We start from the raw sequence: 26,892 nt of genomic DNA, 5'->3' as shown, positions 1-26,892 counted from the left end.
GCGTCGGCGCCGCAAGCGGCACTACTAAGCCTGTTGACCCGGTCGCTCACTGCGTCACCGCCGCGGCGGCCAGCTGGCCGCACGCCCCGTCGATCTCGCGCCCCCGGGTGTCCCGAACGGTCGTCGAGACACCGGCCGCGCGGAGCCGCCGGACGAACTCCCGCTCTACCGGCTTCGGGCTCGCGTCCCAGCGGCTCCCCGGAGTCGGGTTGAGCGGGATCAGGTTCACGTGGGTCAGTCGACCGGCCAGCAGCCGACCGAGGAGGTCGGCACGCCACGGCTGGTCGTTCACATCCCTGATCATCGCGTATTCAATGGACACGCGACGCCCCGTACGCTCCGCGTAGTGCCATGCGGCGTCCAGCACCTCGGCAACCTTCCACCGCTGGTTGACCGGAACCAGTTCGTCGCGCAGCTCATCATCGGGCGCATGCAGCGACAACGCAAGAGTCACCGACAGTCCCTCGTCGGCCAGCCGGCGCATCGCGGGGACCAGACCGACGGTGGAGACGGTGATGTGCCGCTGCGAGAGACCGAGCCCCTCCGGGGCGGGCGCGGTCAACCGCCGGACGGCGGCCACCACCCGGGCGTAGTTGGCCAGCGGCTCGCCCATGCCCATGAAGACCACGTGGGACAGCCGGGACGGGGAACCGGCGATCGCGCCGGACGCGGCCACCCCGGCGAGGTACACGGCCTGGTCCACGATCTCGGCGGTGGAGAGGTTGCGGGTCAGCCCGGCCTGACCGGTGGCGCAGAACGGGCAGGCCATGCCGCAGCCGGCCTGGCTGGAGATGCAGACGGTGACCCGGTCCGGGTAACCCATCAGCACGCTCTCCACCAGAGATCCGTCGTGTAGTCGCCACAACGCCTTGCGGGTCGCGCCGTCGTCGGTGGCGACCTCGCGTACCGGGGTGAGCAGGTTCGGCAGCAACTCGGCCGCGATCCGGTCCCGGGCGCCGGCGGGCAGGTCGGTCATCTGCGCCGGGTCACGGACCAGCCGGCCGAAGTAGTGCGTGGAGATCTGCCGGGCCCGGAACGCGGGCTCCCCCAGCTCGGTGACGGCCGCCTTCCGTCCGGGAAGGTCGAGGTCGGCGAGGTGTCGGGGCGGCATCGCCGCGCGACGCGACGTAGACCCGGTCGGGTCGTCCGGCGCGATCTGGATCAAGGGCAGGCTCGTCATGGCCCGTCCAGTCTCCCACGTCGGCGCGACAACGCACCTGGCCGGCGGTGCCGAACCCGTGACCAGGCCCGCAGCTCGCGGATGTGCAGGCTCATCTCACCTCTCAGCCGGCCGGGACGAAGATCGCCAGCAGCAGGTAGGCGGTGGGCACCGCGAAGAGGATCGAGTCCAGCCGGTCCATCAGCCCACCGTGCCCCGGCAACAGGTTGCTCATGTCCTTGACCTTGAGGTCCCTCTTGATCATGGATTCGGCGAGGTCGCCGAGGACGGCCGCGACCGAGACCGCGACCCCGAAGAGGGCACCCCACCAGAACTCCACGTCGAGCAGGTACGCCAGCAGCAGGGAGCTGCCCACGGCAGCCGCCAGCACCGACCCGGCGAAGCCCTCCCAGGACTTCTTCGGGCTCACCGAGGGGGCCATCGGGTGCTTGCCGAAGGCCACTCCGGCCGCGTACCCGCCGGTGTCGGAGAGGACCACCGCGACCAGGGTGACCAGTACCCGCAGGTCGCCGTCGGCCGGCTCGGCGGCGAGCAGCGCCGCGAACCCGCCGAGGAACGGCACGTAGACCGCGATCAGGGTGGCCGCGGTCATGTCCCGTTGGTAGCCCGCCGGCCCGTCCCCGAGCCGCCAGACCATGGTGGCCAGCACGGTCACCAGCAGCCCCAGGCTGAGCGCGTCCGGACCGGCCCACCAGGCCAGCCCGACCATCAGCAGCCCGCCGGCGACCAGCGGCACGAGCGGCGGTCGCATCCCGGCGGGGCGTACCGCCCGGGTCATCTCCCAGATGCCGACGCTGACCGCGAGCGCCACCACGACCAGGAACGCCGGGCGGAACAGAAAGAGCGGCACGACGATCGCCGCGCCGAGCACGAGTCCGACGCCGATCGCGGCCGGCAGGTTCCGGCCGGCCCGGGACTGTCCGGCGGGCTTGCCCGACCGGGTCGCCCGACGCCGGCCGCGGCCGGGCCGGGTCGCCAGCGCCGGATCGGGGTCCGGTTGCGGGTCCGGGTCGACCAGTGGCCAGCCGACCGGGTTGGTCGGGGCGTCCACCGCCGGCTCGGCGCCGGCCAGGGCGCCACCGCCGAGGTGGTCGGTCCGATCGCGGTACCCCGCCACGCCGCCCTCGGGACGTGCCGGCCCACCGGCCGGCTCGGGAGAACGCCAATCCGCCGTCGGATCCGGTACGCCCTCGGCGAGCTGACCGTTGCGGTGCCCGGTCGCCCCACCCGGCCACCGGCCGGCGTCCGAGCCGCCGACCGCACCCGGATAGCCCTGCGGTACGGCGGGATACCTCTCCGCCGCGCTCGGGTAGCCGTCCGGCGCGGCCGGGTAGCCGTCCGGCGGGCTCGGATACGCCTCCGGAGCCGCCGGACGGGACTCCGAGCTGACCGGATACGCGTCCGTCGGGGCCGAATAGGCGTCGGGCGCGGCAACGCCGTGCCGCGCCCGAGCCCACGCGTCGTCGTCGCCGGCCGGCCACTGTCGGCCCGCCGGCCCGTCCTGGTGCCCCGGGCCACGGGACCACTCCCGGCCGCGTGGTTGCTCCGGCCGCTGCCAGCCACGCGGCTCCGTGGTACCGCCGTAGGGGTCGACGTGGGACATCAGACCTCGAGCAACTCGGTTTCCTTGTGTTTCACCAACTCGTCGACGTGGGAGACGTACTTGTGGGTGAGGTCGTCCAGTTCCTTCTCGGCACGCCGGCCCTCGTCCTCGCCCGCCTCGCCGTCCTTGACGATGCGGTCGAGTTCCTCCTTGCCACGCCGGCGGATGTTCCGGATCGCCACCTTGGCTTCCTCGCCCTTGTGCCGGGCCACCTTGATCATGTCCCGGCGCCGCTCCTCGGTCATCTGTGGCAGCAGGATGCGCAGCTGGTTGCCCTCGTTGTTGGGGTTGACGCCGAGATCGGAGTCGCGGATCGCCTTTTCCATGGCCTGCAACTGCGACGCGTCGTACGGCTTGATAATCGCCATCCGCGGCTCGGGCACCCCGACGGAGGCCATCTGGGTCAGCGGGGTGGGACTGCCGTAGTAGTCAATAATGATCTTGGAGAACATCGCCGGAGTGGCCCGCCCGGTGCGGATGGCGCCAAACTCCTCCTTGGCGTGCTCGACCGCGCGTTCCATCTTCTCCTCGGCCTCGAGGAGGGTGTCGTCGATCACCTGCTCCTTCGCCTCCCTCTGCTGGCTACTGCTCCCGAAAACTCCACCCGGACCCCCACCCGTCGGCCCGGGCTCCTGCCCGACTCACGTCGTGATCAACGTGCCGATCGGCTCGCCGGCGACCGCCCGGATGATGGTGTCGTCACCCTCGGCGCCGAACACCAGCATCGGCAGGCCATTCTCCTCGCAGAGGCTGAACGCGGCGGCGTCGGCGACCCGGAGGCCCCGACGCAGCACCTCGGAGAAGGTGATCTTGTCGAGCTTGCTGGCGTCGGGGTCGGTACGCGGATCGGCGGTGTAGACGCCGTCCACCCCGTTCTTGCTCATCAGCACCACGTCGGCGCGGATCTCCAGGGCCCGCTGCGCGGCGACGGTGTCGGTGGAGAAGTACGGCATGCCGGCCCCCGCGCCGAAGATCACCACCCGGCCCTTCTCCAGGTGCCGGATGGCCCGCAGCGGGATGTACGGCTCGGCCACCTGGGCCATCGTGATCGCGCTCTGCACCCGGGTCTCGATCTCCTCCTTCTCCAGGAAGTCCTGGAGCGCGAGGCAGTTCATCACGGTGCCGAGCATGCCCATGTAGTCGGCCCGGGCCCGGTCCATGCCGCGCTTCTGCAGCTCCGCGCCACGGAAGAAGTTGCCGCCGCCGACCACCACCGAGACCTGCACGCCCCGGCGTACCACGGTTGCGATCTGCCGGGCGATGGCCTGGACGACGTCCGGGTCGACGCCGATCGCCCCACCGCCGAAGACCTCGCCGGAGAGCTTGAGTACCACCCGGCGGGCCCGCCCGGGCGGCGGTGCCGTCGGATCGTCCGCCGCCAGGGTCCGGTCACTCACAACCTGCGTCATCCGACCCGCCTTTCCCACGCCGGTACGCCGGCGCCCAGTTCAGCCAACCTGCCGCTGCTGACCCTACGTGACGAGGAGGCCGCGGTGTCCGTCACGTACACCTGCGGCCTCCCGTCCGTCCGACTCCGCCGCAGGCCCGGTCACGGCGATCCGGGCCTGCGGTAACGACTCAGGCCTGGCCGACCTCGAACCGGACGAACCGGGTCACCTCGATACCGGCCTCGGCCAGCACCTGCTTGACCGACTTCTTGTTGTCGGCGACCGAGGCCTGCTCGATCAGGACGTAGTCCTTGAAGAACGCGTTGACCCGACCCTCGATGATCTTCGGCAGGGCGGCCTCCGGCTTGCCCTCCTCGCGGGCGGTCTGCTCGGCGATGCGCCGCTCGGAGGCGACGGTCTCGGCCGGCACCTCGTCCCGGGTCAGGTACTTCGGGCGCATCGCGGCGATCTGCATGGCGACACCGCGCGCGTCGGCGTCGCCCGCCTCGTCGGTCTTGCCGGCGTACTCCACCAGCACGCCGACCTGCGGCGGCAGGTCCTGCGCCTTGCGGTGCAGGTAGACCGCGACGGTCCCGTCCACCGCGGCGAAGCGGTTGAGCACCAGCTTCTCGCCGATCTTGGCGGACTGCTCCTGTACGGCGTCTGCGACGGTCCGGCCGTCCGGCAGCGTGCTGCCGAGCAGCGCCTCCGCATCGGCGACACCGGCCTGCGCGCCGTGCTCCACCAGGAGCTGGGCGAACGCGATGAAGTCGGCGTTCTTGGCGACGAAGTCCGTTTCGCAGTTGAGCTCGAGCAGCGCCTTGCCGGAGTGCGCCACCAGGCCGTTGGCGGCCGTCCGGCCGGCCCGCTTGCCGACGTCCTTGACGCCCTTGACGCGCAGGACCTCGACAGCCTTGTCGAAGTCGCCCTCGGCCTCGGTGAGGGCCTTCTTGCAGTCCATCATGCCGGCGCCGGTGAGGTCCCGGAGCTTCTTGACGTCCGCGGCGGTGAAGTTGGACATGACTCTCTCTTCGGTGTGTAACGCGGCTGATTCGTGGTCTTCTGCGGATTACCCCGATCGGGATCCGCCCTGCCTCGTACCGGGTCGGGCCCGCCGGCTGCGACGATCAGCCGGCGGAACCCGACGGAGGGGTCACTCGGCGGCGACGCCCGCCGGCTCGCCGGCCTTCTGCTCCGCCTCGCCGGCCGCCTTCTTCTCGGTGTCCTCGATCAGCTCGCGCTCCCACTCGGCGAGCGGCTCGTCGGCGCCGACCACACCCGGCTCGGGCTTCTCGTCGGTGCCCCGGCGCTTGCCCGAGCGGGCGATCAGACCGTCACCGACGGCCGCCGCGATGACCTTGGTCAGCAGCTCGGCGGAGCGGATCGCGTCGTCGTTACCCGGGATCGGGAAGTCGACCTCGTCCGGGTCGCAGTTGGTGTCGAGCACGGCGATCACCGGGATGCCCAGCTTGCGGGCCTCATCGACGGCGATGTGCTCCTTCTTGGTGTCGACCACCCAGATCGCGGCCGGGACCTTCTGCATGTCCCGCAGGCCACCGAGGGTGCGGGTCAGCTTGTCCTTCTCGCGGGAGAGCTGCAGGGTCTCCTTCTTGGTGTAGCCCTGCGCGGTGCCCGACAGGTCGCCGAGCGCCTCCAGCTCCTTCATCCGCTGCAGCCGCTTGTAGACCGTCTGGAAGTTGGTCAGCATGCCACCCAGCCAGCGGTGGTTGACGAACGGCTGGCCGACCCGGGTCGCCTGCTCGGCAATCGCCTCCTGGGCCTGCTTCTTGGTACCCACGAAGAGGATGCTGCCACCCTCGGCGACGGTCCCGCGGACGAACTCGTACGCCTTCTCGATGTAGTCGAGGGTCTGCCGCAGGTCGATGATGTAGATGCCGTTACGCTCGGTGAAGATGAAGCGCTTCATCTTCGGGTTCCAGCGCCGGGTCTGGTGCCCGAAGTGGACACCGCTCTCCAACAGCTGGCGCATGGTCACTACGGCCATGGTGGGGTGCTCCTTAGTTGTCCCTGGTTGTCACGCCGGGCCGGCGGCCTGGCGTCCTGGCGCCTGATCGCCGGCCATGGCGGACCCGATCGAAATCGGGACCAGGGGGCCGTCGCTCCACGGACGGACCGTGGAGAGGGCACGCGAGGTCGACCGCACGGGGCGGTCGCCAATCGCCAAGTGTACGCCCCGCCGCACCCACCAAGCACACAAACCCCCACCCACCACCGCTCACCGGCAGATCCGGCCAACCCGACCCGCCGGTACCCCGGGCGGTTGCGCCCGTTTCGCGACGTTCGGGCTCCCTCCGGCCCGGACGTCACCTTCCGGACCAGTCGTCCCGCCGGCCCTGCCCGGTTCGGGTTGCTTCCTGCGTCCACTCACCCGGGCCGCCGATCAGCCGGGCCGCCGGTCAGCCGGGCCGCCGATCAGCCGGGCCGCCGGTCAGCCGGGCCGCCGGTCAGCCGGTCAGCCGGTCAGCCAGGCCGCCAGGCCGCCGGGCCGCCGAGCCGGCGGGCCGGCGAGCAGCCGTGGCCGGCGAGCAGCCGTGGCCGTGGCCCTGTCCGACGGACGGGCCGGTCAGCCGGCGGCGAGTGCCGCCGCGACGAAGAGCACGAGGCCGATGCTGAGATAGCCGGTCGGTGGGCGAAGCCACGCCCGAGCCGGGTCGGCCAGCGCGGCGGCGCTGGTGACGAGGCCGTACAGCCCGGCGGCGAAGATCGGCAATCCCAGCACCAGGAAGGTCCCGGCGAGCACCGCCGACGGCAGGACCGGACCGCCGAACGCCCCGTCGAGGAGCAGGCGTACCGCCGGCACCTCGAAGATCACCGCGAGCAGTGCCAGGACCACGGCCAGAGCGGGCCGGCGGGTCCGGTACACGCCGTCGCCTGCCGGCTGGCCGAGTCCACCGGGCAGTCCCGGCGCCCCCGGTGCGGTTGGCCGGTATTGCGCGGCCCGGTCGGTCGCCTCGGTGTGCGGGCTCGACGGGCCGGCACCGACCGGTACGCCACCCGCACCGGCCCGCGAACCGAGCTGCGGCACCAGGTTGGTCGGCTGGTCCAGCACGCCGCCCTGGTCTGGGCCGCGCGCCGGCTGCCCGGTCTCGCCGCCCCGGCCCGGAGAGGTTGCCTCACCACCACCGCCCATCGAGACGGGATCGCCGCCACGGCCCGGCGGGACGGCCGCACCACCACCGCCCGCCGGGACGGGGTCGCCGCCACGGCCGGGCTGGACGATCGGGTACCCGGTCAGCGGCGCCCGGCCCTGGTCGGTGGTGATGGGCGGGCGTCCCGGATCGGTCGCCGCAGCGGGCGGCTGCCCCGGATCGGCCGGCGGGGCGCCGTGCCGTCCGGCGCCCCAGCCCTGGTCCGGCGCGAGCGGGCCGGCATCGTGCCGTCCGGCGACCCGGGCCTCATCGTGGGGGCCGGCAACGGTTTCCTGCCCCGCCCCGACGGGCAGGCGGCTCGTGCTGTCCGGTGACTGGAGGCGACCAGTGAGGTCGGCGGCGCCGGCCGGCCCGGTCGGGTCCGCCGCCCACGGGCTGGGCGGATACCCGGACCCGGTCCCGGTCGGGGCGGCGCCGAAGCTCGGCAACGGCACCTCCAGCGAGGACCGGGCCGGATCGGGGGCGCCCGCCGGCCCGAAGCCGGGGAATCCGCCGCCGTCGAGCGGGTTCCCGCCGCGCGGATCCGGCGTGGCGTACTGGTCCGGTCCGGCGGAACGCTCCGGTGCGCCGTACCGGGTCGGATCGGTGTACCGCTCGGTGCCGGTGTCGAACGGCTGACCGTACCGGCCGTCCGGTGCCGGACCACCGCGCTGGGTCGGCGCTGCCGGCTGCTCCGTACCGGGGTAACGGTCCTCGCCGGCGCCGTGCCAGCGCTGGTCGGGATAGCCACGGTCGTCGGCCCGCCAGCCGGACGCCTGCTCTTCCGGGAAGTCGCGTTGCTGCTCCACGGCCACGCACCGTATGTGACCTGCCCGGGTACCCGCCAGTCGGCCGTACCGCCGTCGCTCGTCGACGGGGTGCCCGCCACTGGCTCGCTGCTGACCTCGGCCGATGCGTCGGCGGGCCCACCGTCGCCGTCCCGGCCGGACGGCCGGCGGCACGCCGCAGGTGCGGGTGACCCGCCGAAGAGCTCGCCCCGCTCCAGGAACCCGGCCTCGCGGCCGCCCCTGGCCGCAGTGGCTCGCATAGCAGCAGTGGCTCGCATAGCAGCCGAAGGGCTTGATCGTCCGACCGTCCACAGCACCTCCCGATATCCACAGCCGGACGCTCCGAGGGTTGTCCCGGTCGGCAGCCGGGGCCAGGGTCCAGCCATGACAGCGGCGAGACAGGCGATCGGCGCGTACGGGGAACGGTGTGCCGTACGGCACCTGGTCGAGGCCGGGCTGCGGGTGGTGGCCCGCAACTGGCGGTGTGCCCACGGCGAGATCGACATCATCGCCTGGGAAGGCGACGTCCTCGCGTTCTGCGAGGTCAAGACCCGTCGGGGTGACGCGTTCGGCACACCGGCCCAGGCGGTGGTGGGCAGCAAGTCGCGCCGGCTGCGCCAGTTGGCCGCCGAGTGGTTGCGGACCAGCGGGGCGCATCCGGAGGAGATCCGGTTCGACGTCGTCGAGGTGTACCCGGCGCGCCGCGGCCCCGCCCGTGTCGAGCATCTGCGTGCGGCGTTCTGAGTACGACCAACTCTTGTTGCAAGAGATTGGCAACAAGATCAGACTCGTTCCATGCCCTCACCCGAGCCCCACCCGTCCGCCGGTCCCGCCCCGTCGATCCGTCGGTCCCTGTTCCTGCACTCACCGATCCACCGGATGCCCCGAACGGTGCTGCGGCAGATGCTCGACCAGGTCGACGACGACACCCCGCCGGCCGGGCCCGATGCCCCGGTCGCTCGGCTGGAGCGGCGGATCGCCGACCTGTTCGGCACGGAGTCGGCGCTCTTCTTTCCGACCGGCACGATGGCGCAGCAGGTGGCACTGCGGATCCATGCCGAACGTCGCGGCCGGCACGCGTTCGCCGCACATCCGCAGAGCCACCTGGACGTCTGGGAGCAGCGGGGCTACCACGTGGTGCACGGACTGCGGTTCCACCCGGTCGGGGACCGTCACCGGCTGATGACCGGCGCCGCCCTGGCGGCGATCGGGGAGCCGCTGGCCGCGGTGGTCTGGGAACTGCCGCAACGGGACATCGGTGGGCAACTGCCCGAGTGGGACGAACTGCGCGAGCAGGTCGCGGCCGTCCGGGCCCGCGGCGCCGCGGCCCATCTGGACGGCGCCCGGATCTGGGAGGCGCAGACCTACTACCGCCGGCCGTTCGCGGAGATCGCCGGCCTGTTCGACACCGTCTACACCTCGCTCTACAAGGCCCTGCTCGGCATCCGGGGTGCCGTCCTCGCCGCCGACACCACGACCATCGCCGAGGCGACGGTGTGGCGGAGCCGGCTGGGCGGAGCCATCCACGATGCCTGGCCGCTGGCGCTGGCCGGCCTCGCCGGCCTGGACAACCTGCTGCCCCGGATGCCGGCGTTCCGGCAGCACGCGATCGCGATCGCCGCCGCGATCAACGCCGACGGTGTGGCGCTGGCCTGGCCCGATCCGCCCCAGACGCCGATCTTCCACGTCCACCTCCCCGCGTCGGTACAGGACGTCGATCGGGCCGGTGCGGAGATGATCGCCGAGCACGGCGTCCAACTCTTCCCGTGGCTGCTCTCCGCGCCGGACCCGAGGAGGTGCGGCTTCGAGGTCACGGTCGGCGAGCAGGCCATGGCGTTCTCCCCGGAAGAGGTGGTCGCGCTCTTACACGAACTCCTCGACCGGGCGGCCACGCCCGGACAAGACCGGAGCTGAGCCGGTCGACCGGTCGGTCGGGACGGCGGGCTCCGTTGAGGATGGCGCGGAGGGCCACGACGAAGTGCAACTCCAGCGCGTCCTCCGGTGGGTCTTCCGGATCGACCGGGTCCGCCGCACCCACATCACCGCCGTACGGGAGACCGCCTTCGCGCGTCCGCTCGGCGCAGGAGCCGGGCCGGCCGCGCCGGAGTGACCGTGCGCGCAGGTCGGTGGGGCACCGGCGGGGCACATAGCACAGTCACGGCTTGATCGTCCGGGCATCCACAGGGCCCTCGGTTGTCCACAGGCCACTGCGCCCGGCCCTCTCACCGACGCCGCTCCGGGCACGGTCGGGAGCATGCCGATGCCACGAGACAGCTTTCCCGGGCCCCACCGATGAGTTACGCCAAGGTGCTCTGCGTCGGACTGGTCGGGGTGACCGGGCACGTCGTCGAGGTCGAGGCCGACCTGGCCACCGGCCTGCCGACCGTCGTGCTGTCCGGACTGCCCGACACCGCGCTCAACGAGGCCCGAGATCGGGTACGCGCCGCGATCGTCAACTCCGGTCAGCGCTGGCCGAACCGCCGTATCACCGTCAACCTGCTGCCGGCGACGCTGCCGAAGCACGGCTCGGCGTTCGACCTCGCCATCGCGGCGGCACTGCTCGGCGGTTCGGGCGAGATGCCACTCGCCCCGCTGGACCGGGTCGCCGTCCTCGGCGAGCTGGGGCTCGACGGGACGGTCCGACCGGTCCGGGGCGTACTGCCGATGGTCGCGGCGGCGGCCCGGGCCGGCATCACCCGGGTGGTCGTACCACTGGACAACGCCGCCGAGGCGTCGGTCGTACCAGGGGTACGGGTCCGGGCGGTCGACACCCTGCACCGGCTGGTGGCCTTCATCCGGGACGGTGCGCCGCTGCTCGATCCGCCGCCCCCGCCGGCGGTGCCACTCCGTCCCGGGCCGGATCTCGCCGACGTCGCCGGGCAGGGGCTCGGGCGACGTGCCCTGGAGGTTGCGGCGGCCGGCGGTCACCACCTGGCCCTGTTCGGCCCACCCGGGGCCGGCAAGACCATGCTGGCCGAGCGCCTGCCCTCGATCCTGCCCGAGCTGGACGACGAGGCCGCCCTGGAAGTAACCGCGTTGCACTCGATCGCCGGTCTGCTGCCGCCGGACGGGCGACTGCTGCGCCGACCCCCGTTCCAGGCCCCACACCACACGGCGACGATCGCCTCGCTGGTGGGCGGCGGATCCGGGCTGGCCCGGCCCGGCGCCGTGTCGTTGGCCCATCGCGGGGTGCTCTTTCTCGACGAGGCCCCCGAATATGCCCGGGGCGCGCTGGAGGCGCTGCGCCAACCCCTGGAGAGCGGCCGGATCGTGCTGACCCGGGCCCGGGGCGGCACGGAATATCCCGCCCGGGTGCAACTGGTGGTGGCGGCGAACCCGTGCCCGTGTGCGAAGCCATCCGGCGACATCTCGTGTGAATGCCCACCGCTGGCCCGCCGCCGCTACCTCGGCCGGCTCTCCGGTCCGCTGCTGGACCGGCTGGACGTACAGGTCACGGTGACTCCGCTGCGTGCGGCGGAACTGATGGCCGCCGAGCAGACCGTCGAGCCGTCCGCCGTGGTCGCCGAACGGGTCGGCAAGGCCCGCGCCGCCGCCGCTGCCCGATGGGCCGCCGGCGGTTGGCGGGTCAACGCCGAGGTGCCGGGGCCGCAACTGCGCCATCCCCGGTGGCGCTTGCCGGCTCGCGACACGTACGCGCTGCGCCGGCTGCTGGACAGCGGCGCGCTTTCCGCCCGTGGCTTCGACCGGGTGATCCGAGTGGCCTGGAGCATCGCCGACCTCGACGGTCGGCAGCGGCCCGACGCCGCTGACGTGGACGAAGCGACCCAACTTCGCACCGGGAGCATCGCATGACCAGACCAGCACGCCCCGCTCCGGCCGCCCCGAGCCGCGATCCCGCGCTACCGGTCGATCCGGGGCGGCGACCACCACACCCCGCCCCCGGACCGGAGACCGAGCCCTCGACCGATCCGACTCCGGAGGACCTGATTCCGGACCTGGACGAGCCGGTGGCGATGGACGAGGATCGACTGGCACGGGTCGCTCTGACCTGGCTCTTCGAGCCCGGTACCCGAGCGGTGTTCCGCCTGGTGCGGCAGTTCGGAGCGGTCGGTGCGTTGCGTCGGCTGCTCACCGGAAAGGTCCCGGACCACCGGCTGCGGGCAACGGTGGAGTCCCGGCTGGCCGCTGGAGACCCCTGGCAGGTCGCGCTCGCCGCCGCCGAGCAGACCGAGCGGCTCGGCGCGCGAGTGGTGACTCCCACCGACCCGGAGTGGCCGACCCGGCTGCGCAGCCTCGACCGGCTGACCCTGCCGAGTGCCGGTCGCAGGGTCGACCAGGAGACCGCACCGCCGCTCTGCTTCTGGGTACGCGGTGCCTGGTCGCTCGGGGAGGCGTTGCAACGATCGGTGGCGGTGGTCGGGTCCCGGGCCGCCACCTCGTACGGGCTGCACGTCGCCACCGAGATCGCCTTCGGGCTGGCCGAGCGGGGCTGGACCGTCGTCTCCGGTGGCGCGTTCGGCATCGACGCGGCGGCGCACCGGGGCGCCCTGAACGCCGGTGGCCTGACCATCGCGATCCTCGCCTGCGGCGTCGACCGGCCCTATCCGATGGGCAACACGGCCCTCTTCGACCGGATCTCCGACGCCGGTCTGCTGATCAGCGAATGGCCTCCCGGGGCGGAGCCGCTGCGGCCCCGGTTCCTGATCCGCAACCGGGTGATCGCCGCCGCGACCGCCGGCACCCTGGTGGTCGAGGCGGCGGCCCGCAGCGGTGCCACCCAGACGCTGCGCCGGGCCATCGCGATGAAGCGACCGTCGATGGTGGTGCCCGGGCCGGTCACCTCCGCCATGTCGGTCGGGGCGCACGAACTGCTCCGCGAATATCCCGAGGCGCGACTGGTCACCGGCGTGCCACACGTACTGGAGGAGGTGGGACGGATCGGTGCCGACCTCGCCCCGCCGGTTCGTGGTCCCGACCGGCCACAGGATGCGCTCGACGACGAGTCCGCGCTGATCCTGGAGTCGGTTCCCCGACGGGGCCCGCTCGGTCCGGACGTCCTCGCCGCGCGCACCGGCCTCGACCTGCGTACCGCCCTGCGCAAGCTCTCCCTGCTGGAACAGCTGGCTCTGGTGGTCCGCCGCGACGAGGGGTACGTGCTCGCTCCGGCGGCGACCCGGCCCAGCCGCGCTCCGGCGGGCCCTCGCGGCGAGCCGACTTGACGTGGCCGACGCCCGAGGTCCACCGTCGCGGGTGATGAGCCAGCCCCGTCGCAGTACCCGCGCCCGGCACGAGGCCCTGACACCGCCGCTCCGGGAGAGCGTCGACGACTTCGCCCAGCATCTCGCCTCGGTCGAGAACCGCTCGACGCACACCGTCCGGGCCTACGTCGCGGATGTGGTCGCGCTGCTCGACCATGCTGGCCGGATGGGCTGCGCCCGGCCCCGAGATCTGGACATCACCGTGCTGCGGAGTTGGCTGGCGAAGCTGCGTACCCTTGGGGCCGCCCGCGCCTCGCTGGCCCGCCGCGCCGCGTCCGCCCGTACCTTCACCGCCTGGGCGCACCGGGCCGGACTGCTGGACGCCGACGTCGGTGCCCAGTTGGCCAGTCCTCGAACGCACCGGGAACTGCCGACCGTGCTCCGGGCCGACCAGGCGAGCGAACTGGTGGACGCGCCCGGCGAAGCCGCGTCCCCGGAAGCGTCGCGGGATCGGGTGGTGCTCGAACTCCTCTACGCCACCGGCATCCGGGTGAGCGAGCTGTGCGGTCTGGATCTCGGCGATGTCGACCCGGCCCGTCGGGTGGTCCGGGTTCTGGGCAAGGGTGCCAAGGAACGCACGGTGCCCTACGGGCTGCCGGCGCAGCGGGCAATCGACGACTGGCTCCGGGCCGGCCGCCCCCGCCTGGCCGGGCCGGACAGCGGTGCCGCACTGCTGCTCGGAGTACGCGGCGGGCGGCTCCAGCCCACCGTGGTACGCCGGATCGTCGCCGCCTACGCACGTGCGACCGGGCTGCCCCGGATCAGCCCGCACGGACTGCGGCACTCGGCCGCCACCCACCTGCTGGAGGGCGGCGCAGACCTGCGTACGGTGCAGGAGATTCTGGGGCACGCCACGCTGTCGAGCACACAGATCTACACCCACGTTTCGGTGGAACGGCTGCGGGCGGCGTACCGCCAGGCACATCCGCGGGCCTGACTCCCCGGCGCGACGGGGCGACCACCCGAGCCCGACCACCCCAGCCCGACGGCCCCAGCCCGACGACCCGGGCCCAAGCACCCGGTCCGACCTGTCCGGCCCGCCAGCCAGGGCGCAACCATCCGAGCCCGACGGCCCGTGCCGACTGTCCGGCCGCTCGGCCAGGGGTCCGAGACGCCGGAGTGGGTCACGACGATGGCGACCGATGCCGACGACCCAAACCGGGAGGCCGGATCCGCCAGCTCGGCCATCCCGCCCGTCGGCGAGTGGCCGCCGCCCGATGACACGTTCCCGACCGGTACCCGATCGACGCCGGGCTACGATCACCGAATGAGCACCGCCGGGCCGCCGCCGCCCGTGCCGATCCCCGGCGCCCGACTGCTGTTCTCGCTGGATCCCAGCGTCGCCCACCTCAACCACGGCTCGTACGGGGCGGTACCGATCGGCGTGCAGCGCGCCCAGCAGCGGCTGCGCGACGAGACCGAGGCCAACCCGATGCGCTTCTTCAACCGCGGACTCGTCGACCGGATCACGCACGCCCGTCGACACCTGGCCGGCTTCCTCGGCGCCGATCCGGACGGGACGGCCCTGGTCGGCAACGTCACCATCGGGGCCGCCATCGTGCTCCAGTCGCTCGGGCTGGAGCCCGGCGACGAGGTGGTCGACACCGACCACGGGTACGGCTCGGTCGCCCTCGCCGTCGATCGGGAGGCGCGCCGGACCGGGGCCGTCCGGCGCACCCTGACGGTGCCACTGACCGCCACCGACGAGGAGGTCGTCGAGATCGTCCGGGCCGGGATCCGGCCCGGCCGTACCAAGCTACTCATCATCGACCAGCTCACCTCCGCCACCGCCCGGCTCTTTCCGGCGGCGGCTATCGCCGCGGTGGCCCGGGAGCGCAACGTTCCGGTACTGGTCGACGGTGCGCACGCCCCCGGGATGCTGCCGACTCCGGTGGAGAGCATCGGCGCCGATTTCTGGGTCGGCAACCTGCACAAGTGGGGGTACGCCCCGCGGGGCAGCGCCGTGCTGGTGGTGGCGCCTCGCTGGCGGCCACGGATCGAGCCGTTGGCCGTCTCTTGGCAGGAGGAGGCCGGCTTTCCCGATCGGGTCGAATGGCAGGGGACACTCGACTACACCGCCTGGCTCGCCGCCCCGGTGGGCGTGTTCACCCTTCGTACGCTCGGCCTGGACCGGGTCCGGGCGCACAACGCGGACCTGGCCGCGTACGGGCAGCGGGTGGTCGGCGCGGCTCTCGGGATCGCGCCGGCCGACCTGATCGGCCCTGGCGGGCCGACGGTGTCGATGCGGATCCTTCCCCTGCCGGCCGGCGTCGCGACCACCTTTCCGGACGCGATAGCGCTTCGGCAGCGGATCGGAGACGAGCTCGGCACGGAGGTCAACGTCAACCCCTGGCACGACCGAGGCTGGCTGCGACTGTCCGGCCAGATCTACAACCGGGCGGACGAGTACGACCGCCTCGCCGAGCGCCTACCCGCGCTGCTCGCCTCGCTCTCCTGACCGACGGCCCGGATGGCGTCACCGGATGGCGGCTCGGCGGCACCCGCACCATCGCTGCTTCTGGGAGCGATGCCCGACCGGTGGCCGCGGCCGGAGGGTCGCGGCTGGAGGGTCGCGGCTGGAGGGTCGCGGCCGGGCGTCCGCGTCACCCTGGAGGCGTCCAGCGGCACCCTGCGATCACGACGGCTCAACCGCGCCCGCAAGCGGCGGGCAGCGGCACCTTCACCCAGGCCGGTGGCGATGGACCGGGACCGGTAGCAGACGGACCCGGCCGAGGCCCAGCAGGAGCAGCGGATCGAGGTAGTCGTCGCCCCGGCGCAGACCCCAGTGCAGGCAGGCTGGTCCGGCGGCCGCGCAGCCCGGGTGGCCCGGTAGGAGCACGCCGAGCGGATCTCCCGCCCGAACCGCGTCCCCGGCCGCCAGACCGGCCCGCACCGGCTCGTAGGTGGTGCGCAGTCCGTTGGGATGGGCGACGCTGACCAGCGGACGGCCGGCGACCATCCCGGCGAAGAACACCACTCCCGACCCGGCCGCCCGCACCGTGGCACCGGGTGGGGCCGCCAGGTCGACGCCCCGGTGCCCGGCCGCCCACGGCTGCGGCGGCGGGTCGAACCGGCGGACGACCCGGGGCACCCCGTCGAGCGGCCACCGGAATCGTCCGGGCACCGGCGCTGACCATCGGGGCACGCTGGAGGTGGGTATTCGCGACCTTGCCCATGCCGGGCTCGGCGTCGAGACCGTGGCCGTGGCCGAGGCCGGGCCGGCGATCGAGACCATGGCCACCCAGTCCCAGGCCGGGCCGGCGATCGAGACCGGGCCGGCGCCGTCCCGGCCCGGCCTGGCGGTCGGCGCGGTGGCACTCCCGACCGACCTGCCGGTCGAGGTGGCGTCGGACCGCCCCGGTGGCGGTGTCAGGGCCAGCAGCAACACCGGTAGCAGGATCATCGGTCCCCCGCCGTGCCATCTCCTCGTCATGGTCGTACAGGCTCGTGGCACCGCGTGGTTCCAGCAACGCTCCGGACCGCGTCCTGTGCACAACTGCCCCGGCTGTGGAAAACCCCCGCAAAGCCCGATGATCTGCTACGCCCGGCTCCGGCGACGGTCCCAGCAGGGCTGGGAGACCGCCCGATCACCGCAGCGCGGCCGGCTCACCGTCGCCTTCCAGCACTGCTCGTTGGCGACGGCGGACGGGTCGGCGCGATGCAGGCGACGGACGCATGGCGACCGGGGACGACGGGACGGATGGCGCGGCTACCCCATCGAGGGCACGAACCGGGCAGCGGTCGAGGCGTGCCCGGGCCCGGTCGGGGCTTGCCCGCCCGGCCGTGACCTGGGCCGGCTCCATGTCCGGTCAGGCGGCTCGCCTAGGCTGGACGGCCGGAGGCGGGTTCCCGTCCGTCACCGGATCGACTTCAGGAGCGGCGATGACCACAGTGGACGACGTGAGCCGGCCTTCCCGGGTGGCCGATCCCGACGAGGGCATCAGCATCGAGGAACTGGGCCTCGCCGCGCGTAACCACGCGCTGCCGCTGGAGGCGCTCCGCTACGACGTCACCCCGGTGGGCCTGCACTATCTGCTCATCCACTACGACATCCCGGACCTGGACGCGGGCCGGCACCTGCTGACCGTCGACGGCCGGGTCGACCACCCGCTGACCCTCGATCTCGCCGCCCTCCGGCAGCGGCCCAGGGTCACCTGGCGGGTCACCCTGGAGTGCGCCGGCAACGGCCGGGCCCTGTTGACGCCCCGTCCGGTCAGCCAGCCGTGGCTCTCCGAGGCGGTCGGCACCGCCGAATGGACCGGCACGCCGCTGGCTCCGCTGCTGCGGGAGGCGGGGCTCGCGGCGGACGCGGTCGACGTCGTGTTCACCGGCGCCGACCATGGCGTGGAGCGCGGCGTCGAGCAGGACTACCAGCGCGGGCTGCCGGTCTCCGAGGCGCTGCGCGAGGAGGTGCTGCTGGCGTACGAGATGAACGGCGCCCCGCTGCTCCCACAGCACGGCGCGCCGCTGCGCCTGGTGGTGCCCGGCTGGTACGGCATGGCACACGTCAAGTGGCTCACCCGGATCACGGTGCTGGATCGGGAGTTCGACGGCTACCAGAACGCGGTGGCCTACCGGCTCCGCACCTCCGCCGACGATCCCGGGATTCCGGTCACCCGGATCGAACCCCGGGCACTGGTCCAGCCGCCCGGCTTTCCGGATTTCATGTCCCGGACCCGGGTGGTACGTCCCGGATCGTGCACAGTGGAGGGTCGGGCCTGGTCCGGGTACGCGCCGGTGACCGCCGTCGAGGTGACCACGGACGGGGGTCTCACCTGGGTTCCCGCCACCCTCGATCCGACCGGTGCGGTGGAACACCTGGGCAACGGCTCGGATCCGGCCTCGGCAGGGCAACGGTCATCGGAGTCCGCTCCGCACGGACCAGTCGTCGACGAGCGCTGGGCGTGGCGCCGGTGGCGGTACGAGTGGCCGGCGACCCCCGGCCGGTACACCCTCGGTGCGCGGGCCACCGACGCGTCCGGGCGTACCCAGCCGATCGAGCAGCCGTGGAACCGGGGTGGGTTCGCGAACAATCTGGTCCAGCGGGTGGAGGTCGTGGTCACCGAGGAGCACTAGGCCAGGTTCGCCAGGCAGCGGAGCCCTGGTCCGGCGTCGCCGGTAATCCCTTCTGAAGCTGAAGCTGAAGCTGAAGAGCTGGAGACCGGATCATCCGCCGCCGGACCGACCGGCAACTGGCGGCCGCCGTCCACCGACGTCTCCGGCTCGGGCAGAAGCCCGACGACGACTCCGGGCTCGGGCAGAGCGGCGCGACCGATGCCGGGGCAGCAGTTGATCTTGCTCGGTCGGCGGACGCGGACGGTCAGCCGGCGGATCCCGGGGCGGCCGGAATGCCGATGATCAACCGCCGAATCCAGAATCAGCAGGAAGGGAGATGTCCGGCTTTTCGAGTTCTTCGACGTTGACGTCCTTGAAGGTCATTACTCGGACATTTTTCACGAAACGCGCCGGCCTGTACATATCCCAGACCCAGGCGTCGTGCATTTCCACCTCGAAGTAGACCTCACCGTCGGAGTTGCGGACGTGCAGGTCAACCTGGTTCGCCAGGTAGAACCGCCGCTCCGTCTCCACGACGTAGGAGAACTGGCGAACGATGTCGCGGTACTCCCGATAGAGCTGCAGCTCCATCTCGGTCTCGTACTTCTCGAGATCTTCCGCGCTCATCCCACTCCGCCTTCCATGGCCACATCTTCCCCCACGAACGTTGACGGCCGAAGCCGCTCGCCCAACGCCACGCCGACGGTACTCCCTGCCCGGCCCCCGTGCGCCATCGACTCGATCCCAGCGAGGTGCGCCGGACGCCGGGAGCGAGGCGGCCAGCCGACCCGGCCGGAGACGGTCGCGACATTGACGTACGAGAAGCGATGTTCCGGGCACGGGCCGTGACGCTCGAGCGCGGCGCTGTGCTCGGCGGTGATGTATCCCTTGTGCTCGGCGAAACCGTACCCGGGGTGCCGGTCGTCCAGCTCCACCATGATCCGGTCCCGGGTGACCTTGGCCAGCACGCTCGCCGCCGCCACGCAGGCGGCGACCTGGTCGCCCTTCCAGACGGCCAGCCCCGGCACGCCCAGCCCGTCCACCCCGAAGCCGTCGGTGAGCACGTAGTCCGGGACCAGGGCGAGGGAGGCCAGCGCCCGGCGCATCGCCGCCAGGTTGCAGACGTGCAGCCCCCGGGCATCCACCTCGACGGCCGGGATGACCACCACGGCGTACGCCAGGGCCCGCTCCACCACCTCGGCGTAGATCCGCTCCCGGGTGGCCGGGGTGAGCAGCTTCGAGTCGGCCAGCCCCTCGATCTCGCCGCGCCGGCCGTCGGGCAGCACTGCCGCGGCGGCCACCAGCGGGCCGGCGCAGGCGCCCCGACCGGCCTCGTCGGCCCCGGCGACGTGCGGAAAGCCGCGTCGCCGCAGTGCCCGTTCCATGGCGTAGATGCCGCCCTCGCGGCGGATCACCGTACGGGGTGGGGTCAGCACCGCTACTCGCTCTCCAGCGCCCGGCGTAGCAGCTCGGGCAGGTCGGTCGGATAGAACCGTTCCGTCGTCCGGTCCAGCTCGTCGATCGACCACCAGCGGTGGGTGTCGATCGAGTCCTGCTCGACCGCGTCGAACCCAGCCGTGTCCACCGCCCAGGCGGCGACCCGGACGAGGAAGAAGTGCTGTTCCTGCCGGTACCACTGGCCGCCGAAACTGAACTCGGTGGTCTCCCGCCGGATCGGTTCGCCGAACTCGGCCGGGCGCAGCCGCAGCCCGGTCTCCTCGGCCAGCTCGCGGGCGGCGCCGGCCGCCGGCGTCTCGTCCGGGTCCAGGCCGCCGCCCGGGGTGAACCAGTAGCGGTGAACGGGTCGGGCCGGATCCCAGCCGTGGAACAGCAGCACCCGGCCGTCGGCGTCGACCAGGAGCACCCGGGCGGCCTGGCGGGGGGTGAACACGGTCACCGGGTCAGCCTAGCCGCGCCGGCACCGGACCCGCCGCCGGCCGCGGGCCGGCACGGTCGGCGATCAGCCCTGCGGATCGGGGATCGCGCCGTAGGAATCGGGTACGGAGAGCCAGGTTGCCCGGCCGACCGGCCAGAAGACGGTGAAGGCCCGCCCCACCACCGACTCCTCCGGAATCGTCGCCAGCTGGATGTCCTTGCGGCTCTGCTGCCAGTGTTCCAGGGAGTCGCCGGAGGCGGAGCGGTGGTCACCCATCACCCAGAGTCGTCCGGGCGGCACGGTGATGTCGAACTCCTCGTCGGCCGCCGGATCCCGCACCCCGTTCTCGGTGAAGATGTACGGCTCGTCCAGCGACTGCCCGTTGATCACCAGGCGGTCCTGCGGGTCGCAGCAGACCACCCGGTCCCCGCCGACTCCGATCACCCGCTTGATGAAGTCCTCACCCTTCGGGTTGCCGGTCCACTGGGTGGGTGCCTTGAAGACGATGATCTCGCCCCGGTGCGGCGACCGGAAGTCGTAGACCAGCTTGTTGACGAGCACCCGGTCGTAGATGTCGAGGGTGTGCTCCATCGACGGCGACGGGATGTAGAAGGTCTGCAGGACGAACGCCCGGACCAGTACCGCGACCAGGATGGCCACGCCCACCAGGATGGGCAGTTCCCGCCAGAACGAACTGCGGGGCTTGGACTTGTCGGTCTGCTCGTCAATCACGGGTGGAGCCTACGATGCCGAGTCCCACGAGAGCGCCGGGAACGCGCGGTAACGAGCAGAGAGCCCAAGATTGGCATCGCAATTGCTATTTCTCCCGTGTTCGCGCTGTTTTGCGGACTGTCGGCGGGCGGTTCCCCGGGGGCGGGCGCCGCGGCCGGCCTCGGCAGTTTGTCAAAGGTGTCCGGCACCGACAGCGAACTCCAGTGGCCGAACGGCCAGACGACCACGAAGGCCCGGCCGATGACGTTCTCGATCGGCACCGGCCCCTGGCAGCGCGCGTCCTGCGACACCAGCCGGTGGTCGCCCATCACGAAGATCTGCCCCGCCGGGACCACCACCTCGTCGAACCGCCGCGACCGGCATTCCTGGCGGTTGGGCGGGACGTCCAGTGGGGAATTCTCCAGCACGTACGGCTCGTCGATCGGGACGTTGTTGACGGTGACCCGGCCCTGGTCGTCACAGCACTTCACCTTGTCGCCGGGCAGCCCCACCACCCGCTTGATGAAGTCCTTCTCGCCGGGTCGGCTCACCCCGACCAGGTCCCCGATGGTGCGGCCCAGCTTGGCCACGAACCCCGGATCGGCCTCCTCGCGCACCTCGGGTGCCCAGGCGGCCGTACCCCGGAACACCACGATCTCGCCGCGGGCCGGGTCGCGCACGTCGTAGACGATCTTGTTGACCAGGACCCGGTCGCCGATCAGCAGAGTGTCCTCCATGGACCCCGAGGGAATGAAGAACGCCTGGAGCAGGAAGGTCCGGATCAGGACCGCGAGGCAGAACGCCACGATCAGCAGGAGCGGAAGCTCCTGCCACAGTGGCATCTGCTTACGGGTACGGCGGGACCGTCGGGGCCGACGACGCCACGGCTCGACATCGTCCTCGTCGTCCACCCTACGCACCACGCAACTCCCCGGTCCCGAGATACCGCGCCATCACCCACTGGCTGGGCGACGGGCACCGCGAGCGGAAGCGCGGGGGTGACGGGCGACCCCGGCAGTCGCCGGGGTCGCCGTGTCTCGCGTCTGCCCGTGCGGCCAGCGTAGTCGGCGTTGGCCGGGTCGGCACCCCGCGATCGGCGTCGGTGCGGGAAGCCGGGAGGTCAGCCGACCCGCTTCTCGCGCTTCTCCTTGATCTTGGCCTTCTTGCCGCGCAGCTCACGGAGGTAGTAGAGCTTGGCCCGGCGTACGTCACCACGGACGACCACCTCGATCCGGTCGATACCCGGGCTGTTGATCGGGTACGTCCGCTCCACCCCGACCCCGAAGCTGATCTTCCGTACGGTGAAGGTCTCCCGCAGGCCCGCTCCATGGCGCCGGATGACGACACCCTCGAAGACCTGGACCCGGGAGCGGCTGCCCTCGATGACTCGGGCGTGCACCTTGACCGTGTCACCGGCCCGGAAGTCGGGCACGTCGGTCCGCTGCGACTGGGCGTCGAGGGCGTCCAGGGTGTTCATCGCTGCATCCTTGAAGACTCGCGGCGCACCGGGCGTCGGCACGCGGATGGGTGATTCTGATCTCCGCGACGGGGTCCGGCAGGGCAACCTCGGCGGAGATCCTCGCAGCCGTCCGTGGCACGGACGGCTGCGGCAACCCCCCTACTTTGCCATATCGTCGGCCGGAGGCTGAAATCCGGCCCCGGCCAGGGCGGCGACGTCCCGTTTGTCCAACTGCTCCGCCGGCAGCGCGGCGAGCATGTCGGGCCGGCGCCGGGCCGTCCGGACCAGTGCCTGGTCGCGCCGCCACCGGGCGATCCGGCCGTGGTCACCCGAGCGCAGGATCTCCGGTACGTCCTGCCCGCGCCAGCTCGGCGGCTTGGTGTAGACCGGCGCCTCCAGCAGCCCGTGCGCGTGCGACTCCTCGGCGAGCGAGTCGGCGTTGCCGAGTACCCCGGGCAGCAGGCGGGTCACCGCCTCCATGACCACCAGAACCGCGACCTCGCCGCCGAAGAGCACGTAGTCGCCGAGCGAGACCTCGGTCACCGGCATCCGGGTGGCGGCGTGGTCGAGGACCCGCTGGTCGATCCCCTCGTACCGGCCGCAGGCAAAGACGAGGTGGGACTCGGCAGCCAGCTCGTGCGCCATGGTCTGGCTGAACCGCACCCCCGCCGGGGTGGGCACCACCAGGCGCGTGCCGGACTCCCGGCCGGGCGGCACCAGGGCGTCCAGCGCCTCCCCCCAGGGCTCGGGCCGCATCACCATGCCGGGACCGCCGCCGTACGGGGTGTCGTCGACCGTACGGTGCACGTCGTACGTCCAGGTCCGCAGGTCGTGCACGGCGACGTCGAGTACGCCGGCCGCCCGGGCCCGCCCGATCAGCGAGAGCCCCAGCGGGGTGAGGTACTCGGGAAAGATCGACACCACGTCGACGCGCATGTGTGGAGGGCCCCCTCGACGGCTCCCGGTCAGCGGGGCCTGGTCAGACGACGACAGACGCGAACCTGACTCACAGGTCCAGCAGGCCGGGCGGAGGGTCCACCACCACCCGGCCGGCGGCCAGGTCCACCTCCGGCACGATCGCCTTGACGAACGGGATCAGCGTGGTACGCCCCTCGGGGCGGCGCAGCACCAGCAGGTCGGAGGCGGGGGCGTGGTCGATCCGGGCCACCTCGCCGAGCGCCTCACCCGCCGGGGTGACCACGGCGAGACCGACCAACTGGTGGTCGTTGAACTCGTCGGGGTCATCCGGCGGCGGCAGCTCCGCGCTGTCCACCCAGAGCAGGGTGCCACGGAGCGCCTCAGCGACGTCGCGGTCGTAGACGCCGTCGAAGGTGACCAACAGCTTGCCCTGGTGCCACCGGGTGGCCTCGATGGTGAGCCGTTCGGGCACCCGGACCAGCTCGCCGTGCCCGGTGACCGGGGGCGGCGCCCCCGGGCCGGTGCCGGATGCCGCCGCCGGGTCGGTGCGCAACACCGCCCCGACGGCGAACCGTGCCTCGGGATCGTCGGTCCGCACCTCCACGGTCACCTCACCGCGGATGCCGTGCGGACGGCCGATCCGGCCGACGATCAGGAGCATCGGGATCCGCGGATCAGTACGAGTCGACGATGTCGACGCGTACTCCACGGCCGCCGATCGACCCGATCACCTGGCGCAGCGCCTTCGCGGTACGGCCGGAGCGACCGATCACCGTACCCAGGTCCTCGGGGTGCACCCGCACCTCCAGGCGCTTGCCGCGCCGGGAGTCGACCATCCGGACCCGTACGTCGTCCGGGTGGTCGACGATGCCCTTGACCAGGTGTTCGAGCGCCGGCCGGAGCGCCACGTCAGGCCTGCTCGCCGGAGTCCGCACCGGCCTGCTCCTCGGTCTTGGGGGCCTCGGCAGGTGCCGCCTTGGCCTCGGCAGGTGCCGCCTTGGCCGCCTTCTTCGCCGGCTTGGCCGACTCGGTCAGCCCGGCTGCGGCCTTCGCCTCGGCCTCGTAGGCGGCCGTGCGGTCGGCCCGCTCCGGCGCCACCAGCAGCGGCGGCGGGGCCGGCAGGCCCTTGAACTTCTGCCAGTCGCCGGTTTTCTCCAGCAGGCGCTGGACGGCCTCGCTCGGCTGGGCGCCGACAGAGAGCCAGTACTGCACCCGCTCCGACTTGACCTCGATCACCGAAGGGTGTTCCTTCGGCTGGTAGATCCCGACGAACTCGATCGCCCGACCGTCGCGCTTGGTGCGCGAGTCGGCGACGACAATGCGGTACTGCGGGTTGCGGATCTTACCCATCCGCAGGAGCCGGATCTTTACGGCCACAGTGTGTTCGCTCCTGTTGCGATTCTCACCGTCCCGGACACGGGCGGTGCGCGGGTGAGAGCCGACCGGCACAGTGGGGTTTGAGCCGGGGACTGCTCGATGGACTGGCGACACGCCCGGGTTAGAGGGCGCCGGACGCGTGCCGGATACCAGCGACCCATTGTGCCAGACCCGGCCCGGGAACCTCACACCGGCCGGCGAACTCGCCGGCCGGGCCCGCTCCGGGCGATCATGGCTGGTGACCGCCTCGCTCGCCCGGGGCGTGCCCCGCCGTCCCGACCGCCCCCGTCCGGACCTCGATCAGGCCGCGTCTCCCCCTTCCCGCGCCCGTACCCGCTGCCGCTCAACCCTTGACCGCGCCCTGTAGGCCACCGACGATCTGCTTTTCGGCGAATGTGAAGAAAAGCAGTGCCGGCAGCATCGCCAGCGAGGTGAAGGCGAGAATTCCCGCCGTGTCGGAGGTGTACTGGCTCGAGAAGTTCTGCACGCCCAGTGGCAGGGTGTGCAGATTGACGTCGCCGAGGACGAGCAGCGGCAGGAGGAACGCGTTCCAGCTCGCCACGAACGCGAGAATCCCGACCGTGACGAGCGCGGGCCGGGACAGCGGCAGCACGATCAGCCAGAGGAAACCGAGCCGGCCCGTGCCGTCGATCGCGGCGGCGTCCTCCAGCTCGCGCGGGATCGCGGCGAGGAAGGGACGCAAGATCACGATCGTCAGCGGCAACGCGAAGGCGACCTGCGGGAGGATCACCGCGTAGTACGAGTTGATCAGGTTGAGGTCGCGCAGCATGAGGTAGAGCGGCAGGATAGCCGCCCCGGCCGGGAAGAGCAGGCCGAGCGTGAAGAAGGTGTAGAGCGCCTCGCGGCCCCGGAAGGTGTACCGGGCGAGCACGTACGCGGCGCAGACACCGAGCACCACGACACCGAGCGTCGTACCCAGGGCGATCACCGCGCTGTTGAACGCCTGACCCCAGAAGTCACTCTGGGTCAGTACCCGGGCGTAGTTGTCGAAGACCCACGGGTCGGGCAGCCCGGCCGGGTCCGCCACGATCTGCGGGGTGGTACGGAAGCCGCCGACGATCACGTAGACGACCGGGGCGATCGACACGGCCGCGACCGCGAGCGCCAGCCCGTAGGTGAGCGGGTTACCCCAGGACACCGGGCGGCGCTTGGGCGGTGGGGGCAGGACAGCGTTCGCGGCCACGGTCAGTTTGCCCTTCTGGTGATGGCACCCTGGATGTCGCGGCGGAGCAGGAAGCGCTGGAACAGCAGCGCCGCGACGAAGGAGATGACGAAGAGGATCACGGCCACCGCGTTGCCGTAGCCCCACAGCCGGGCGAAGAAGCCGTTGTCCACCATGTACGTCGCCATGGTGGCCGACGCGCCGAGCGACCGCACCGAGGGCACCGAGGTCACCCAGATCACGTCGAAGACCTGCAACGAACCGATCATCGACAGGAACATCCAGATCCGGATCGTCGGGCCGAGCAGCGGAAGCGTGATGTGGCGCTGGATCTGCCACCAGCTCGCGCCGTCGATCGAGGCCGCCTCGGTCAGCTCGTGCGGCACGTTCGACAGGCCGGCGAGCAGGAGGATGATGGCGAAACCGACGTACTTCCAGGTGAGGACGGCAAGCAGCGTCCAGATGACGACGTCGAGGTCGGCGAGCCACGCCTGGACCAGACTGCCCAGTCCGAGCGACCGCAGCAGCGCGTCGGCCGTCCCGCCGTCGGTCAGGATCAGCTTCCACATGATGCCGACGGTGACCTCGGCGAGCACGTAGGGCACGAACGCCAGCAGGCGGAACACGGTGCGCCCACGGAAGCGGCGGTTGAGCAACAGCGCCACGGCCAGCGCGATGGGGCCCTGGATCACCAGCGACCCGACCACGATGATGGCGTTGTTGCGCAGCGCGTCGAGGAAGATCGGGTCCTGGAAGGCGAGGACGTAGTTGTCGAAGCCGACGAACTCGGTGGGCGGCCCGACCCCGCGCCAGCGGAAGAGGCTGTAGTAGACCGCGAAGCCCATCGGCACCAGCACGAACATCACGTAGACGACGACCGCCGGCGTCGTCAGCCCGATGATCTCGTACCACTTACGGCGTTTTTCGGCCACGCGGGAGGACGACCGCCTCCGGGCGGGCCGGACGCCCGCCGGCGGCGCGGACGC

At 72.1% G+C, this 26,892-nt stretch carries 28 protein-coding genes; 8 read left to right on the top strand and 20 right to left on the bottom strand.

What is annotated here, in order from left to right:
• Nucleotides 1–46: 46 nt before the first annotated feature.
• The 7 genes from rlmN to AAH979_RS01305 form a co-directional block, all read right to left on the bottom strand.
• Nucleotides 47–1,180, bottom strand: coding sequence for a 23S rRNA (adenine(2503)-C(2))-methyltransferase RlmN (rlmN, locus tag AAH979_RS01335; protein ID WP_346255907.1), 1,134 nt, complete (start codon nt 1,178–1,180; stop codon nt 47–49).
• Nucleotides 1,181–1,283: 103 nt separating this feature from the next.
• Complete coding sequence (locus AAH979_RS01330) at nt 1,284–2,783, bottom strand: phosphatidate cytidylyltransferase (RefSeq protein ID WP_346255906.1); 1,500 nt, start codon at nt 2,781–2,783, stop codon at nt 1,284–1,286.
• Entirely contained in the window at nt 2,783–3,340 is a 558-nt protein-coding gene (frr, locus tag AAH979_RS01325; protein WP_318395474.1) for a ribosome recycling factor, read from the bottom strand. Before frr ends, AAH979_RS01330 begins: the two co-directional genes overlap by 1 nt.
• Before the next feature lie 84 nt (nt 3,341–3,424).
• Nucleotides 3,425–4,192, bottom strand: a complete 768-nt coding sequence (gene pyrH, locus AAH979_RS01320; protein WP_318395367.1) for a UMP kinase — start codon at nt 4,190–4,192, stop codon at nt 3,425–3,427.
• Nucleotides 4,193–4,361: 169 nt separating this feature from the next.
• The gene (tsf, locus tag AAH979_RS01315; protein WP_346255905.1) at nt 4,362–5,192 is read right to left on the bottom strand and encodes a translation elongation factor Ts; all 831 of its coding nucleotides are present in this window, start codon (nt 5,190–5,192) and stop codon (nt 4,362–4,364) included.
• A gap of 132 nt (nt 5,193–5,324) precedes the next feature.
• The gene (gene rpsB, locus AAH979_RS01310; protein WP_107258473.1) at nt 5,325–6,176 is read right to left on the bottom strand and encodes a 30S ribosomal protein S2; all 852 of its coding nucleotides are present in this window, start codon (nt 6,174–6,176) and stop codon (nt 5,325–5,327) included.
• Nucleotides 6,177–6,755: 579 nt separating this feature from the next.
• Nucleotides 6,756–8,129, bottom strand: coding sequence for a hypothetical protein (locus AAH979_RS01305; protein WP_346255904.1), 1,374 nt, complete (start codon nt 8,127–8,129; stop codon nt 6,756–6,758).
• 363 nt (nt 8,130–8,492) lie between these two features.
• On the opposite strand from AAH979_RS01305, the gene AAH979_RS01300 reads away from it, so the two are divergent.
• From AAH979_RS01300 to AAH979_RS01270, 7 genes are all read left to right on the top strand, one after another.
• The gene (locus AAH979_RS01300) at nt 8,493–8,852 is read left to right on the top strand and encodes a YraN family protein (RefSeq protein WP_346255903.1); all 360 of its coding nucleotides are present in this window, start codon (nt 8,493–8,495) and stop codon (nt 8,850–8,852) included.
• A gap of 135 nt (nt 8,853–8,987) precedes the next feature.
• The gene (locus AAH979_RS01295; RefSeq protein ID WP_346255902.1) at nt 8,988–10,022 is read left to right on the top strand and encodes a beta-eliminating lyase-related protein; all 1,035 of its coding nucleotides are present in this window, start codon (nt 8,988–8,990) and stop codon (nt 10,020–10,022) included.
• A gap of 64 nt (nt 10,023–10,086) precedes the next feature.
• A complete protein-coding gene (locus AAH979_RS01290; RefSeq protein ID WP_346255901.1) occupies nt 10,087–10,218 on the top strand; it encodes a hypothetical protein in 132 nt (43 codons plus the stop codon).
• A 182-nt stretch (nt 10,219–10,400) separates the two neighbouring features.
• A complete protein-coding gene (locus tag AAH979_RS01285; protein ID WP_346255900.1) occupies nt 10,401–11,921 on the top strand; it encodes a YifB family Mg chelatase-like AAA ATPase in 1,521 nt (506 codons plus the stop codon).
• Nucleotides 11,922–12,082: 161 nt separating this feature from the next.
• Nucleotides 12,083–13,288, top strand: a complete 1,206-nt coding sequence (locus AAH979_RS01280) for a DNA-processing protein DprA (protein WP_346256294.1) — start codon at nt 12,083–12,085, stop codon at nt 13,286–13,288.
• A 34-nt stretch (nt 13,289–13,322) separates the two neighbouring features.
• Nucleotides 13,323–14,264 (top strand): tyrosine recombinase XerC, encoded by a 942-nt coding sequence (locus tag AAH979_RS01275; RefSeq protein WP_346255899.1) that lies wholly within the window; start codon nt 13,323–13,325, stop codon nt 14,262–14,264.
• Nucleotides 14,265–14,594: 330 nt separating this feature from the next.
• The gene (locus AAH979_RS01270; protein WP_346255898.1) at nt 14,595–15,785 is read left to right on the top strand and encodes an aminotransferase class V-fold PLP-dependent enzyme; all 1,191 of its coding nucleotides are present in this window, start codon (nt 14,595–14,597) and stop codon (nt 15,783–15,785) included.
• Between the two features lie 222 nt (nt 15,786–16,007).
• On the opposite strand, the gene AAH979_RS01265 is transcribed toward AAH979_RS01270, so the two are convergent.
• Nucleotides 16,008–16,562: a M23 family metallopeptidase gene (locus AAH979_RS01265; protein WP_346256293.1), complete on the bottom strand. Its 555-nt coding sequence runs from the start codon at nt 16,560–16,562 to the stop codon at nt 16,008–16,010.
• A gap of 647 nt (nt 16,563–17,209) precedes the next feature.
• On the opposite strand from AAH979_RS01265, the gene AAH979_RS01260 reads away from it, so the two are divergent.
• The gene (locus AAH979_RS01260) at nt 17,210–18,403 is read left to right on the top strand and encodes a sulfite oxidase (protein ID WP_346255897.1); all 1,194 of its coding nucleotides are present in this window, start codon (nt 17,210–17,212) and stop codon (nt 18,401–18,403) included.
• A 282-nt stretch (nt 18,404–18,685) separates the two neighbouring features.
• Here AAH979_RS01260 and AAH979_RS01255 read toward each other — a convergent pair whose 3' ends face one another.
• The 12 genes from AAH979_RS01255 to AAH979_RS01200 form a co-directional block, all read right to left on the bottom strand.
• Complete coding sequence (locus tag AAH979_RS01255) at nt 18,686–19,009, bottom strand: DUF2469 domain-containing protein (RefSeq protein ID WP_007075222.1); 324 nt, start codon at nt 19,007–19,009, stop codon at nt 18,686–18,688.
• Nucleotides 19,006–19,818, bottom strand: coding sequence for a ribonuclease HII (locus tag AAH979_RS01250; protein ID WP_346255896.1), 813 nt, complete (start codon nt 19,816–19,818; stop codon nt 19,006–19,008). The genes AAH979_RS01255 and AAH979_RS01250 overlap by 4 nt, the downstream gene beginning before the upstream one ends.
• Nucleotides 19,819–19,820: 2 nt before the next feature.
• The gene (locus AAH979_RS01245) at nt 19,821–20,279 is read right to left on the bottom strand and encodes an NUDIX domain-containing protein (protein ID WP_346255895.1); all 459 of its coding nucleotides are present in this window, start codon (nt 20,277–20,279) and stop codon (nt 19,821–19,823) included.
• Between the two features lie 63 nt (nt 20,280–20,342).
• Nucleotides 20,343–20,990, bottom strand: coding sequence for a signal peptidase I (gene lepB, locus AAH979_RS01240; protein WP_346255894.1), 648 nt, complete (start codon nt 20,988–20,990; stop codon nt 20,343–20,345).
• Nucleotides 20,987–21,811 (bottom strand): signal peptidase I, encoded by an 825-nt coding sequence (gene lepB, locus AAH979_RS01235; protein ID WP_346256292.1) that lies wholly within the window; start codon nt 21,809–21,811, stop codon nt 20,987–20,989. Before lepB (AAH979_RS01235) ends, lepB (AAH979_RS01240) begins: the two co-directional genes overlap by 4 nt.
• A 278-nt stretch (nt 21,812–22,089) precedes the next feature.
• A complete protein-coding gene (gene rplS / locus AAH979_RS01230; protein ID WP_203858388.1) occupies nt 22,090–22,446 on the bottom strand; it encodes a 50S ribosomal protein L19 in 357 nt (118 codons plus the stop codon).
• A gap of 141 nt (nt 22,447–22,587) precedes the next feature.
• A complete protein-coding gene (gene trmD / locus AAH979_RS01225; RefSeq protein ID WP_346255893.1) occupies nt 22,588–23,364 on the bottom strand; it encodes a tRNA (guanosine(37)-N1)-methyltransferase TrmD in 777 nt (258 codons plus the stop codon).
• A gap of 70 nt (nt 23,365–23,434) precedes the next feature.
• On the bottom strand, nt 23,435–24,007 hold the full coding sequence (rimM, locus tag AAH979_RS01220; protein WP_346255892.1) for a ribosome maturation factor RimM: 573 nt from the start codon (nt 24,005–24,007) through the stop codon (nt 23,435–23,437).
• 13 nt (nt 24,008–24,020) lie between these two features.
• On the bottom strand, nt 24,021–24,281 hold the full coding sequence (locus AAH979_RS01215; protein WP_199853371.1) for an RNA-binding protein: 261 nt from the start codon (nt 24,279–24,281) through the stop codon (nt 24,021–24,023).
• Nucleotides 24,256–24,723 carry a 30S ribosomal protein S16 gene (gene rpsP / locus AAH979_RS01210; protein ID WP_346255891.1) on the bottom strand — a complete coding sequence of 156 codons (468 nt, stop codon included), beginning with the start codon at nt 24,721–24,723 and terminating at the stop codon, nt 24,256–24,258. Before rpsP ends, AAH979_RS01215 begins: the two co-directional genes overlap by 26 nt.
• Nucleotides 24,724–25,066: 343 nt before the next feature.
• Nucleotides 25,067–25,933 carry a carbohydrate ABC transporter permease gene (locus AAH979_RS01205; protein ID WP_346256291.1) on the bottom strand — a complete coding sequence of 289 codons (867 nt, stop codon included), beginning with the start codon at nt 25,931–25,933 and terminating at the stop codon, nt 25,067–25,069.
• Nucleotides 25,930–26,838 carry a sugar ABC transporter permease gene (locus tag AAH979_RS01200; RefSeq protein ID WP_346255890.1) on the bottom strand — a complete coding sequence of 303 codons (909 nt, stop codon included), beginning with the start codon at nt 26,836–26,838 and terminating at the stop codon, nt 25,930–25,932. Before AAH979_RS01200 ends, AAH979_RS01205 begins: the two co-directional genes overlap by 4 nt.
• Nucleotides 26,839–26,892: the final 54 nt, after the last annotated feature.

This window comes from Plantactinospora sp. ZYX-F-223, from assembly GCF_039649625.1.
Classification (GTDB): domain Bacteria; phylum Actinomycetota; class Actinomycetes; order Mycobacteriales; family Micromonosporaceae; genus Plantactinospora.
The sequence above is the reverse complement of the archived record's forward strand: the minus strand, read 5'-3'. Positions and strand labels throughout refer to the sequence as shown.